Raw genomic sequence first — 12,982 nt, 5'->3', positions numbered from 1 at the left:
TTTTGCTTTGCAAGAAACGGTTTTAATTTTAGTTAGTTGTCTATACTATGGTTTAAAGCGACGGAATTGAGCATCACTATGTCTAAGCAAACACTGCAGTTATTACCTCAGAGTTTTACTATTCACAGTTTGGACGAGTCTGCGGCCATTCCTGCTGCGGTGTTCAGTGCTGAGGTGTTTTTTATTGCTAAAACGGCTGATGAACTTTCTATCGTTTGTCCTAGTGATATTGCGATGCCAAGTTACGCCACTGAACCGAATTGGCGAGCACTTGAAGTTATTGGCCCACTGGGGTTTTCCTTAACTGGGATCATGGCAAACTTGTCTGGCGTACTGGCAAAAGCGAATGTCTCTATTTTTGCAATCTCAACCTATGACACTGACTATATTTTGGTAAAGCAACATCAGGTTGACCTTGCGGTTAACGCATTGAAAAAAGACGGTTATCAGTTTTTAAAATCGTAAGGCACTTTGTACTTATCTACCAGTGAACTATGCAAACAACTATCCAGTATTGCCCGATTACCCAAATTGCTGCGCCGCTCTTTAATGTCGCAAGCCCCTTTTCTGGCAAAGTCCACCCTTTAACCCAGCACCCTGAAGCCCTTTTTGCTACTAGCCTGCTTGGTCAAGGTGTGGTGGTAGAACACAACGGTCCTCTCATGGTGTCGCCATTTGACGGTGAAATAGAAGCCATTAAACGTTGTGGCAGTGAATGGATAGTGCGCAACCAACATATTCGCTGCTTATTGAATTTACATCTGCCAGATTTATACCTCTCACCTGAATATCTCAAATTGCAACGCGTGAATTTGGGCCCAGTTGCACTTGGTGAGCCTTTATTGCGCCTTGATTTACCAAGCGATATCAAGCCTATTGCGGCTGTGGTAATATTAAAACCTTATTCATTTAGTGCTTGCTACTATCCGCTTAAGCAAGTCCGAGCGGGAAAAGATCCGCTCCTGACAGTAACCTAGGAAGTTAACTCATGAGTACAGTCATGTACGGTATCAGTAACTGCGATACCATTAAAAAAGCTAAAAAGTTTCTTACTGATGCGAATATCGAATTCACTTTTCATGATTACCGTAAAGACGGTTTAAGCCCGACTCTGCTTGATACTTTGATCGCTGAATTAGGCTGGGAAGCGCTACTAAATAAGCGCGGCACCACATTTCGAGCGCTGAGCGATGAACAAAAAAATAATCTTAATGAGACCAGTGCAAAAGCTATCATGCTAGCACAACCTGCGATCATCAAACGACCGGTATTACTGCACCAAGGTAGCTATCATCTTGGCTTTAGCGCAGCCCAATATCAGGCTTTGGTGTAAGCCATGTCTAACCTCAGCGAAACCGTTAAACTAGCCCAAGCATTAATTCAGCGCCCTTCTGTTACACCAGAAGACGCAGGATGCCAAACCCTTATCAATGAACGCTTGGCCAAACTTGATTTTAATGTTGAAGAACTGTTCTTTGTCGACACGCTCAATACTTGGGCCCGCAAAGGCAACCATGGTCCACACTTTTGTTTTGCTGGCCACACTGACGTGGTACCGACTGGCGATGTTAACGCATGGCATTATCCGCCATTTGCAGGCACCATAGCTGATGGCATGTTACATGGCCGTGGCGCGGCAGATATGAAAGGTGCCTTGGCTGCCATGGTGGTTGCCACTGAACGTTTTGTGCAAAAGCATCCAAATCACCATGGTTCGATTTCCTTTCTAATAACCTCAGACGAAGAAGGCCCCTTTGTAAACGGCACCACAAAAGTGGTTGACTTGCTAGAAACACGGAACGAGAAAATCGACATGTGCTTAGTGGGCGAGCCTTCCAGCCGTGCGCAGTTAGGTGATGTGGTGAAAAACGGCCGTCGTGGTTCATTAACTGGTCACTTAACCATTATCGGTAAACAAGGCCATGTTGCGTATCCTCATTTAGCGAAAAATCCTATTCATATAGCGGCCCCTGTTTTACATGAGCTTGCCTCTACCGTTTGGGACCAAGGTAATGACTATTTCCCTGCAACTAGCTTCCAGATTTCTAATATCCATGGCGGCACCGGTGCCGGTAATGTGATCCCAGGGACGTTAGATGTGCAGTTTAACTTTCGCTTCAGCACTGAATCGAGCGCCGACAGCCTGCAGCAGCGAGTGATTGATATTCTAAATAGTTTTGGCCTGCAGTATAAACTCCATTGGACCCTTAATGGCCTGCCATTCTTAACTGAACCGGGTGAGCTGTTAGATGCGACATTAAAAGCCATCAAAGCCGTGACCGGTATCGACAGCTCCCCAGAAACGTCTGGTGGCACATCAGACGGCCGTTTTATTGCGCAAACAGGCTGTAAGGTTATCGAGCTTGGGCCAATCAATGCCACTATTCATCAAGTAGATGAATGCGTCAGTATCGCAGATTTAGATGCGTTAACGGATATTTATGAGCACATTTTAACTGAGTTACTGGCATGAGAACGCAGCTCGCCGAGGCGCTTGGCTTAAACACTGAACACCTTGTCGCCTGTGGCTCTCAATCGATGCACCGTGAAACACTTAAACCTTGGCTGGCACTACAAGCCGCCGCACGCGATGCCGGTTTTAACTTGCAATTGGCCTCCGCACACCGCGATTTTGCCCGCCAAAACCTGATTTGGCAGGCAAAATTTCAAGGCAAGCGTCCTGTTTATGATTTAGCGGGCAATATGGTCGACATCGAGCCCTTGAATGTGCTTGATAAAGTCCAAGCAATCATGCTTTATTCTGCTTTACCTGGGTTTAGTCGTCACCATTTCGGCACCGATTTTGATGTCTACGATCCAAATCTACTTCGCGAAAATGAACAGTTGCAGTTGACCCCTTGGGAATATTTAGAAGGACCTATGAAGCCGCTTAACGACTGGTTGAATACCCATCTCAGTCAATTTGGCTTTTATCGTCCCTACGATTGTTATCGTGGTGGAGTGGCACAAGAACCATGGCACATTAGTCATAGTCGTGTTGCGGCTGAATATGGTGGGTTATTAACACCAGCGATTGTGGCGGATTTGGCACTAGAGCAGCAAATTGCTGGTGCTGAGGCGATCGCTGCCAACGCGACACTGTTGTTTGAGCGTTTTATCTCTAATGTCGCAAGTCCGACATAAGATTACGCAACTTCATGTCAGCAAAAATCAAAAAGGCCACATAATGGCCTTTTGCAATGGTTGTCAGCAATACTGGTTACTGCTTGTAGTGGCTGAAGAACCTTGCCACTTTTGCCATCGCTGGCTCTAGCTCGTCTTTATGTGGCAAAAAGACCACACGGAAGTGGTCCGGTTTTGGCCAATTGAACGCGCGACCATGCACCAATAAAATACGCTCTTCACGTAATAGGTCGAGTACCATACGTTCATCGTTTTTAATGTTGAAGCGGGCTATGTCCACTTTAGGAAATGCATATAGAGCGCCGCGTGGTTTAGTACAGCTTATCCCGTCAATTTCATTTAAGCCTTGCCACACAATGTTGCGCTGTTCAAAGAGCCGCCCACCGGGCTGGATCAATTGATCGATTGATTGCACACCACCGAGCGCTTGTTGAATGGCAAATTGCGCTGGCACGTTGGCACATAAACGCATCGACGCAAGCATGTCTAAGCCTGAGATCAAATCACTCATCAGGCCAATTTTACCGCTCAGTACCATCCACCCCATACGCAACCCTGCTGCACGGTATGTCTTTGCTAGGCCATTGAATGTAATAAATGGTAAATCGTCACACAGTGACGCGATAGAAATGTGCTTCGCATCGTCGTAAAGAATTTTTTCGTAGATCTCGTCACTCAACACAAGCAGGTTATGCTCGCGCGCAATATTCAATAATTCCTGTAAGAGCGCTTCACTGTATACCGCTCCGGTTGGATTGTTAGGGTTTATCAATACCAAAGCTTTGGTGCGTGACGTCACTTTTTTACGAATATCCGCGATATCTGGGAACCAGTCTTGTTCTTCATCACACAGATAGTGCACTGGCGTCCCGCCTGCTAGCTTTACAGATGCAGTCCAAAGCGGATAATCAGGTGCTGGAATCAGTACCTCATCGCCATCGTTTAATAACGCCTGAGTGACCATCTGAATAAGTTCACTGACACCATTACCGATGTAAATATTATCGACGCTAATATTAGGTAGTTTCTTCTGTTGATAATGCTGATAAACAGCAACGCGCGCCGAATATAGCCCTTTAGAGTCACAATAGCCTTGCGCCGCGTATAGGTTGCGAATGATATCGCGATGCATATCTTCAGGCATGTCGAAGCCAAAAGCAGCCGGATTACCAATATTCAACTTGAGGACTTTTAACCCGTCTTCTTCCATTTTTTTTGCTTGAGCCAGAACTGGCCCGCGGATGTCGTAACAAACCCCATGCAGCTTGTTACTTTTTGTAATTTTTGACATTTTCCCCCCTCTGTAGACAACTAGAATAGCCTACTGTGGAGGGAAAAAACCAGAGGGAAAATCATGTCGCAACAATGAATTTTATTCAATTGTGACAAATTAGCTGTTGGCGTCTACCCAAGCCTGTAAACGGACTTTAGAACCCGCAACTTGTTCGGCTAAATTGTCTGCCATTTCTTTTGCCATCGCAAAATCATCTTGCATCAAAGACTGCTCAATCGCCCGCGCCACATTGCTTAAGCTAATGGCACCAAATTGCGCGGCATTCGACTTTAAACTGTGTGCATGCCTAATGGCGGCTTGTCTGTCGATATGTAAAGTCAGCATGACTTCGGATTCTAACCGCTCAAACTCACTGCAACAAAAAACCACGGTATCAACAAACTGCTCACCTAACAGTGACTGCATGCTTTCTAACGCGTCTTCATCAATTGTTACATTCATACTTTTTCCTTAGCCACTTACCTGATAAACTCAGCCCAAATTTCCAGCACTCGTATTAATGCTAGTCAAATCTTGATATTAAGCAACGCATTTTAACGTATTTGCTCGCTTGATAACATGCTAAAATGAAGCGAGAACATTGATTTAACTCGGTAAACCGATAGAAATTTGTATGACAAACCGAAGCTTATGCACTCGTTGTGGCTACGTTATCAACACTTGTTTGTGCGCGGCGCTACAGCAGCCCATTACAAACCAATGTCGAATACTTATCTTGCGAGACACTTCCGAAGTCAGCAACGTAAAAAACACCGCACATTTACTGAAGCTCGGCTTGGCACGATTAGACATTATAGATGGGGATGCACCGCCGCATTTTGCCGCTGCACTACAACAGCTTGACCCAACTACAACAGCACTGCTGTACCCAGGTACGCAAGCCCAGTTGCTGCCTCAAACTCCCAAAGAAGCAATAGCCAAATTTAGCACTTTAGTAGTTCTAGATGGCACTTGGAAGAAAGCTTATAAGCTTTTTCAACAACTCCCAGAACTCAAACGCTTTTCACAAGTTTCTTTTGCTACAGTGCCTGCATCGCAATATGTGATCAGAAAAGCCGAACAATCTTACAGCTTATCTACGCTTGAAGCTGTTGCGCTGTACTTACATTATACCGAAGCACTGGATCCCAAACCTTTATATCAATTACTTAGTGCCCTCATTGAGCAACAAACTCAGTACATGCCAGCTGATGTAAAACGCCGCTATTTGGGTGAAAATATATGAAGAATGTCGCTTCACGCTCAGGTCCAGATTATCGTTTTGGCGATCAGGTGGATTTTGACGATATCCGTATTACCTTTGGCTTTAATACCATCAAAATTGGCAGTTGGGTCACAAAACAAGAACGTTTAGTTGCAGCCAACTTGCTTTACGATGCCTTGGCAGATCTCACCCAAATCTTAGCTATTCCGCCACTCATGATTGGTCTGCGCCAAACATTGAACCTTGCCTATGGCACCGGTGGTAGAGCTGGGGTTCAAGCGCATTACGATGCAACAAGCCGCACGCTTGCCATGGCAAAATTTGCCGGCGCTGGTGCACTTGCACATGAATGGTGGCACGCTTATGATCACTATATCGCCAAGCACCTATTCAGCGCAGCAAGGCCTCTAGACTTTGCTTCGTCAATGTGGCTAAAACGTGATGATGTTCGCCCTCATCAACTCAATGAATTACTCAATCGCTACTTTTCGGCGGTATTTTTAAGCCCAGATAAAAAAACACAAAGCCACTTTGTAATGCAAGCGGTGAGTTTAGACCAAGCCCAAGGTGGGTATTATTACGCTCGCCCAGAAGAGTTAACGGCACGGGCATTTGAATGGATAATCGCGCAGCAACAGGAACTGCAAAATTCATATCTGGTCTCTGGGGTACTTAATTCATCGCTAGCTCAAGCGGGTGGATTTCCAGCAATGTCACAATATCAGCAATTAGCTGGACCACTACTCCGATATTTCAGTTACTTAGGCTGCTTGTTGCATCCAAAGTAATTTGAGAACTGCCCAGCCAGTCGCGATATTCACTAAACGACATTGGCCGCGCAATATAGTAACCCTGCCCGTAATTACAGCCTTGGCGTTTTAGCATCATATAGCACTTATGGCTTTCAATACCTTCGGCAACTACTTTAGCCCCTAAGCTGTGCGCCATATCACAAGTTGCCTTGCAAATGGTTTGGTTGGTTGGCATATTCTCCATGTTCATTACAAATTGTTTATCAATTTTAAGTTCGTCAAAACCTAAGTGCGTTAAATAAGCCAGTGATGAATAGCCAGTACCAAAATCATCAATCGCCATTTTCACCCCAATTTGCCGGTAATCTTCAAATACTCCACGGATGGCACTGGCGTTGCCTATAGTCGCAGATTCAGTAATTTCCAAGGTGATTTTCGACGGTGCCAACTCCAATTGCGTCAGCAAAGTGATCAGGTGTACAGGCAGCTCTCTGCGCGCTAAATCTTTACCCGATATATTTAACGACAACATATGTTCGGCATGAATGTCCACCAGCTCTTTCTGATAAGTTAGGCCTTTTTCAATGACCCATTCGGTTAGTTCGTGGATCATGCCTGATGATTCGGCAATTGGAATAAATTGATCTGGGGGAATGTGACCTAATACCGGATGTTGCCAGCGCAAGAGAGCCTCGGCTCCGTAGACTTGCCCAGTCTGAAGATTCACTTGTGGCTGTAGATAAAGTTCAAACTGATTTTGCTCAATTGCGTCCTTTAAAGCTGCGGAGATCTTAACTCTTCGCTCAGACATCACCGAATTTGCAATATCAAAAATATGCCAACGATCAGCACTAATGGTTTTCACTGATAGTGCTTGCAGTGCTCGTTGTACTAACTGATCAGGATTACTTGCATGGAGTGGAAAATTCGCTACGCCCACCTCCATCTGGTCAACCAATTGCGCGCCTTTAAATTTAACTCCCTCCTCAAACACAGAAGACAATAAACACACATATTGCTCAATTTGGCTAAGCTCCATTTTGCCTTCAAGCACAATTGCAAAAACGCTATCTTCAAGACGATATACGTACACATTACCTTGCTCGGTGGTTTCAATCACAGATTTGGCCAACACAGATAATTGGTCGTTAAGCTTGTTTAGTAAGATCTTCAAGTGCTTTTGCGCATAGTCCATACCAAAATTAATGCGCGTTTGTTCAATCACCAAAGGTTTAAATAACAACAAAGTATGTTCACGGTTGTGTTCGACTAATGCTTTGAGGTTTTTGAATAAGAAGGTTCGATTTGGTGCTCCAGTTTCGCTATCGTGCTGAGCATAAAAAGTAAATGCCTGTTTTCGTTGCTGTTCTCTTAAAAACATCGCCAGACTTAAACAACCAACATGGGCAACCATAGCAACATGCACAGTAAAGTGCATCGACCAAGGTAAGCGGACACCAAATTGCACCAATAGCCAGTAAGTAAAAAGCACCAGCAGCATTACCCACGCAGCCAACACTACATTGGTTGCGATAGACTTTCTGCGGTAATAGCTTATCATCCACAAATTGACCATTGCTCCGGCCACGATAAGACAGGCAATAACTTGAAACGGCAACGTTAAGGGGCTAATTACCACCATCCCAGCAAGTACAACTAGGGTTACAATTGCAATGTGTAAACCCTGATTAAACTTAGGGTCGTGGTCTTTTAACCGGTAAGTCATGCGATAAAAGCTGAGCGAAAGTACAATTGCTAAGATTATCCAGACATCCTGTAACGCAACCAAAGCGCGACTCACTGATGGCGAAAACAACGTTGCAGCTATGTTGCTCATACTGAGCATCAAGAGTGTGATACTGGCAAAGTATCCCGCGACATAGCCTGAAATTGGGTTTTTAGTAACAATCGCGACAACCGCAATAAAAACCGCAATAAAACTGATTAGGCCAATCTCAAGCCCCAACCAAGCTTGATTGCGGCTGTTGATTGCAAAGTAGCTTTCAGGGGTCAGCACTTGCAGCTTGATTTTATCTTTGAATGGCGCTTCAAATCGCAGATATAGGGATGGGTTACCTTTAGCTGACACAAAAAGTACGTGTTCAGCACTTATGTCTTTGTCGTCATGTGGTTTTAATTCTGCGGCTAGCTCACTGGCATTGACGGGCGTTACAGTACCTATTGAGGATGAGACAAGCTGTTGTCCAAACTGATTAAAAAACGCAACCTTCAAGCCAAAAGTCGCTGGCACTACAATCACATATTCTGCCTCAGCACGAGAGCTGTCTAAATGCAAGCTAACCCAGTGCGCCAAATTACGCTCAGTAATAATCACAGCATCGCCCATTAACGACACTTGCTCGGTTTGCTGTAAAACGCGATCTGGCGTATTTTGGTTGCTTGGATCAGTCCAATAGGTGGCACTAAAATGAGGTTTTTTGCTGCCAAACTCAGCAGCAGAAGCCAGTGCACCATTCATTAGGATAAAAGCGAATATCCCAAAGATAAGACTGAGCAACCGGCGCATTTGCATTTCGACCTCCTTGAACTGAAAACGCCGAAGCTTAAATTCAGTATGTAAGAAGGTCAGGAAATTACCAGTTTTAAGGTAAGAAAATACCTGTTTGGGAAAACTAGTGGAGCGAAAGAAGTAAAACTCAAGCTTTCGCTCTACCACATTTGGTTAGCTATTGTCGTCGCTGATACGGCTGGCAACCGCGCTGTTCTGCCCTTTATATTTTGCGTCTTTACGCTTGTTATAAGGGGAATCCGCGGGACTTGTCATAGTTTCAAAACTTAAAGCACCTATTTTCATTTTTGGTCGTAGTGCCAGTGGTAATTTACCCGAGTTATAAAACTCTAAAACAATATTACCAGACCAACCTGGGTCAATACGATGCGCTGTCACGTGAACCATAAGCCCAAGCCTAGCAAGCGATGAGCGGCCATCTAACCAACCGACCAAATCATCTGGAATGTCAACCGACTCATAGGTCATTGCTAGTGCCAACTCTCCAGGATGGAGGAAAAATGCTTGACCTTCAGCCAGTTCGATTTCATCGCTCATGATAGACTCCATCGCGGCATTGATCTGTTCTTTCTTACCGCTTAAGTCAACATACGGTGCTGCGTGGTCTTGAAATACGCGAAACTTGCTGCCAAGTCGTAAATCAACGGTGATCCCTGAGATCATATCGTCGCTTGGCATTGGGGTAATACTGATTTTCCCTGACGCCAAGGCTTCTTTAATGTGTTTGTCTGAAAGTCTCATTGTGTTAATCGTCCGTTATGACAATCTCCACCGCAGTGGCGGTGTGTGTCTGATAATATAATGTACTGGCAAGCTGCCGCGCAGCACTTTGGTACAGCGGTGCCAGCTCATCATGACGGCTATCGCTCCCCGCTTCGCCTTGCTCTCGGATACCTACATGTAGCGGGATCTCCGCCAACAAGGGTACACCGTGGCGCATAGCTAAACGTTTACCACCATGCTGACCAAAAACCGCTGTTTCGCTACCACATTGATTGCAAACAAAAAAGCTCATATTCTCAATTAAGCCAAGAATGGGCAGATTCACTTGCGCAAACATAGCAATGCCTTTTTGCGCATCAGCCAATGCTAAATCTTGCGGGGTCGTTACAATAACAGCGCCACTGGCTGGGACTTTTTGTGTCATGGTAAGTTGGATGTCGCCCGTCCCCGGCGGCATGTCTACCAATAAATAATCAAGCTCACCCCAAGCCGTTTCGTTCAACAGTTGCTGAAGCGCTTGTGATGCCATCGGCCCACGCCATACAGTTGCTTGCTCCGCAGGCACCAAAAAGCCTATCGATTGCGCTGCGATATCATGTTTTTTTAGCGGTAACAACGTTTTGTCGTCCGCAGCCTCGGGTCTTGCGTCCAAGAGACCCAACAAGCTAGGTAGCGAAGGCCCATAAATATCCGCATCGAGTATGCCAACTTTTGCACCCTCATCTCGTAATGCTAACGCTAAATTCACTGTTGTGGTTGATTTACCAACGCCGCCTTTACCAGAAGCAATTAACACTATGTGCTTAATATCCTTAAATTGATTTTGCTTGGGTAAACTCACTCGGCATTCGACTTCACACTCTTGGCCGCTTTTACCATTCAGATACGCGGCTATTTCTGGCGCACTTTGTTTCGCAGCAAAAGGCAATTGCAACGTTATCTTTAGCTTGGCTTGTGAAATACTGACGTCATTGAGCCATTCAGCCGCAATACCAACTGGAAACACCTCCGAGCGAAAGCCACTTAACCAAGTAATGAGCTCTTGCTGCAATGGGTTTTCTTTTTTAAACCATTTGCCCAAATTGAACATAGTAATAAAAACACGAATCTATGATGAAAAAAGCTTGGGAATTATGTAACATTCAGCACATTAACACCAGTCTCATCGTGGTGAATTGCCTTAATAGCAGACCAATTTGCCCAAAGCGTATTAATTGACGGAATCACAGCATGACTAAGAGAAAAATTCTCATCACCAGCGCCCTGCCCTATGCCAATGGCCCAACGCATTTAGGCCACTTGTTAGAATATATTCAAACAGATATTTGGGCTCGCTTTCAGAAAATGCGTGGTCATGAAACCTATTATGTCTGTGCCGATGATGCGCACGGCACGCCAATCATGCTTAATGCCCAAAAACAAGGCTTAACACCTGAAGAAATGGTGCGTAATGTCAGTGTTGAACGTCAGCGCGATTTCGCTGATTTTAACATTGAATTTGACAACTACCACAGCACCCACAGCGAAGAAAACAAAGTCCTTGCGGAGCTTATTTATAATCGCTTAAACGCAGCGGGTTACATCAAAAAGCGCACTATTTCGCAGTTATTTGACCCTGAAAAACAAATTTTCTTACCTGACCGTTTTGTTACCGGCACTTGCCCAAGCTGTAAAGCCGAAAACCAAAATGGTGATAGCTGTGACGCATGTGGCGCTACTTACAGCCCAACTGAGCTTATTAGTCCTCGCTCTGCGATGTCGGGCGCGGAGCCTGTACTTAAAGATTCTGAACACTACTTCTTTGATTTGCCAGCCTTTGAAGGCATGTTGAAAAACTGGCTGCACTCAGGTTCGCTTCAGCAAGAAATGGCCAATAAGCTTGAGGAATGGTTTGCAGAAGGTCTACAGCAGTGGGATATCAGCCGTGACGCACCATACTTTGGTTTTGAGATCCCGGGCGCACCGGGTAAATATTTCTATGTATGGCTAGACGCACCTATCGGCTATATGGCGAGCTTTAAAAATCTTTGCGACAAAAAAGGCCTAGATTTTGATGCGTTTTGGGCTGAAGGCTCTGACGCTGAGCTGTACCACTTTATTGGTAAAGACATTATTTACTTCCACAGCCTATTTTGGCCAGCAATGCTAGACGGTGCTAAGTTCCGTAAACCAACTAACATTTTTGCCCACGGTTTTATTACCGTCAACGGCGCAAAAATGTCGAAGTCGAAAGGCACTTTTATCAAGGCACGTACTTATTTAGACCATTTAGACCCAGAGTATCTACGTTATTACTACGCGGCCAAACTCAATAGCGGTATTACTGATCTTGACATTAACCTTGAAGATTTTGCGCAGCGCGTGAATTCAGACTTAGTGGGCAAAGTCGTTAATATTGCCAGCCGCTGTGCAGGTTTTATCACTAAACGTTTTGACGGCAAACTGAGTGACACTTTGGCTGAAGTCGAACTATTTAATGAGTTTACCACAGCCAGCGAGCGTATTGCTGACCACTATGAAAATCGCGAGTTTGGCCGTGCAGTACGTGAGATCATGGCACTCGCCGACAAAGCAAACCAGTATATTGATGCCGCGGCGCCTTGGGTGCTCGTTAAAAATGAAGACACCCAAACCCAAGCCCATGATGTGTGCTCAATGGGTATTCAGCTGTTCAAAGTGATCATGACTTATTTGAAACCAGTATTACCAGGCATGGCCAGTAATGTTGAGCAATTCCTAAATACTCAATTGAGTTGGGATGCTGTTGCCACGCCATTACTTGGGCATCAGATCACCGCATTTAAGGCGCTAATGCAACGTGTTGAAATGGATAAAGTGAATCTTATGTTAGACGAATCAAAAGAAAGTTTAGCGGCTAAAACGACTATCGATCCAAATAGCCCATTGGCCAAAGAGCCTATCGCTGCTGAAATTGAGTTTGATGACTTTGCGAAAATTGATTTACGCGTCGCTTTGATTGCCAAAGCCGAGCATGTTGAAGGCGCTGAGAAGTTACTAAAACTGACTCTCGACTTAGGTGGCGAGACCCGTCAGGTGTTTTCTGGTATCAAGTCGGCCTATCAACCAGAACAATTGGAAGGTAAGTTAACTGTGATGGTTGCCAACCTTAAACCTCGTAAAATGCGTTTTGGTATGTCTGAAGGTATGGTGTTAGCAGCAGGCCCTGGTGATAAAGAAATTTACTTACTGAACCCAGATTCAGGTGCCAAACCAGGCATGCGCGTGATGTAAACTCACCAAATTGGCAAAAGGCTGCCTCATTCGATGCAGCCTTTTTCATTTCATCTACACTGAGAAACAAGTTTTAACTGTGG

13 protein-coding genes are annotated in these 12,982 nt (G+C 45.0%); 8 read left to right on the top strand and 5 right to left on the bottom strand.

Features of this window, described 5'->3' with window-relative positions:
• The first annotated feature begins 78 nt into the window (after positions 1-78).
• Genes ACFOEE_RS01625 through ACFOEE_RS01605 form a run of 5 tightly spaced genes read left to right on the top strand, consistent with a single transcriptional unit; the run spans position 79 to position 3,144 of the window.
• On the top strand, positions 79-465 hold the full coding sequence (locus tag ACFOEE_RS01625; protein ID WP_377120251.1) for an ACT domain-containing protein: 387 nt from the start codon (positions 79-81) through the stop codon (positions 463-465).
• A gap of 29 nt (positions 466-494) precedes the next feature.
• Positions 495-977: a PTS glucose transporter subunit IIA gene (locus tag ACFOEE_RS01620; protein WP_377120249.1), complete on the top strand. Its 483-nt coding sequence runs from the start codon at positions 495-497 to the stop codon at positions 975-977.
• Between the two features lie 11 nt (positions 978-988).
• Positions 989-1,333, top strand: coding sequence for an ArsC family reductase (locus ACFOEE_RS01615; RefSeq protein WP_377120247.1), 345 nt, complete (start codon positions 989-991; stop codon positions 1,331-1,333).
• Between the two features lie 3 nt (positions 1,334-1,336).
• On the top strand, positions 1,337-2,473 hold the full coding sequence (gene dapE / locus ACFOEE_RS01610) for a succinyl-diaminopimelate desuccinylase (protein WP_377120245.1): 1,137 nt from the start codon (positions 1,337-1,339) through the stop codon (positions 2,471-2,473).
• Complete coding sequence (locus tag ACFOEE_RS01605) at positions 2,470-3,144, top strand: M15 family metallopeptidase (protein ID WP_377120243.1); 675 nt, start codon at positions 2,470-2,472, stop codon at positions 3,142-3,144. The genes dapE and ACFOEE_RS01605 overlap by 4 nt, the downstream gene beginning before the upstream one ends.
• A 76-nt stretch (positions 3,145-3,220) precedes the next feature.
• On the opposite strand, the gene ACFOEE_RS01600 is transcribed toward ACFOEE_RS01605, so the two are convergent.
• Entirely contained in the window at positions 3,221-4,435 is a 1,215-nt protein-coding gene (locus ACFOEE_RS01600; protein WP_377120241.1) for a pyridoxal phosphate-dependent aminotransferase, read from the bottom strand.
• Positions 4,436-4,534: 99 nt separating this feature from the next.
• Positions 4,535-4,879: an Hpt domain-containing protein gene (locus ACFOEE_RS01595; protein ID WP_377120239.1), complete on the bottom strand. Its 345-nt coding sequence runs from the start codon at positions 4,877-4,879 to the stop codon at positions 4,535-4,537.
• 172 nt (positions 4,880-5,051) lie between these two features.
• On the opposite strand from ACFOEE_RS01595, the gene ACFOEE_RS01590 reads away from it, so the two are divergent.
• Positions 5,052-5,663, top strand: a complete 612-nt coding sequence (locus tag ACFOEE_RS01590; RefSeq protein WP_377120237.1) for a tRNA-uridine aminocarboxypropyltransferase — start codon at positions 5,052-5,054, stop codon at positions 5,661-5,663.
• On the top strand, positions 5,660-6,430 hold the full coding sequence (locus tag ACFOEE_RS01585; RefSeq protein WP_377120235.1) for a CLCA_X family protein: 771 nt from the start codon (positions 5,660-5,662) through the stop codon (positions 6,428-6,430). The genes ACFOEE_RS01590 and ACFOEE_RS01585 overlap by 4 nt, the downstream gene beginning before the upstream one ends.
• Here the strand turns inward: ACFOEE_RS01585 and ACFOEE_RS01580 are convergent.
• The 3 genes from ACFOEE_RS01580 to apbC all read right to left on the bottom strand — a co-directional run bounded on the left by ACFOEE_RS01580 (position 6,396) and on the right by apbC (position 10,737).
• A complete protein-coding gene (locus ACFOEE_RS01580) occupies positions 6,396-8,927 on the bottom strand; it encodes a putative bifunctional diguanylate cyclase/phosphodiesterase (RefSeq protein WP_377120233.1) in 2,532 nt (843 codons plus the stop codon). The two genes, ACFOEE_RS01585 and ACFOEE_RS01580, sit on opposite strands and share 35 nt — an antisense overlap.
• Positions 8,928-9,077: 150 nt before the next feature.
• Complete coding sequence (gene dcd, locus ACFOEE_RS01575; protein WP_377120231.1) at positions 9,078-9,665, bottom strand: dCTP deaminase; 588 nt, start codon at positions 9,663-9,665, stop codon at positions 9,078-9,080.
• A gap of 4 nt (positions 9,666-9,669) precedes the next feature.
• Positions 9,670-10,737, bottom strand: a complete 1,068-nt coding sequence (apbC, locus tag ACFOEE_RS01570) for an iron-sulfur cluster carrier protein ApbC (RefSeq protein WP_377120229.1) — start codon at positions 10,735-10,737, stop codon at positions 9,670-9,672.
• 140 nt (positions 10,738-10,877) lie between these two features.
• Here apbC and metG point away from each other — a divergent pair, with 140 nt between their 5' ends.
• Positions 10,878-12,899 carry a methionine--tRNA ligase gene (metG, locus tag ACFOEE_RS01565; RefSeq protein ID WP_377120227.1) on the top strand — a complete coding sequence of 674 codons (2,022 nt, stop codon included), beginning with the start codon at positions 10,878-10,880 and terminating at the stop codon, positions 12,897-12,899.
• Positions 12,900-12,982: the final 83 nt, after the last annotated feature.

The organism is Pseudoalteromonas fenneropenaei (assembly GCF_042643375.1).
Lineage (GTDB): Bacteria > Pseudomonadota > Gammaproteobacteria > Enterobacterales > Alteromonadaceae > Pseudoalteromonas > Pseudoalteromonas fenneropenaei.
Note: the sequence above shows the minus strand (reverse complement) of the source record. Positions and strands in the feature narration are given on the sequence as shown.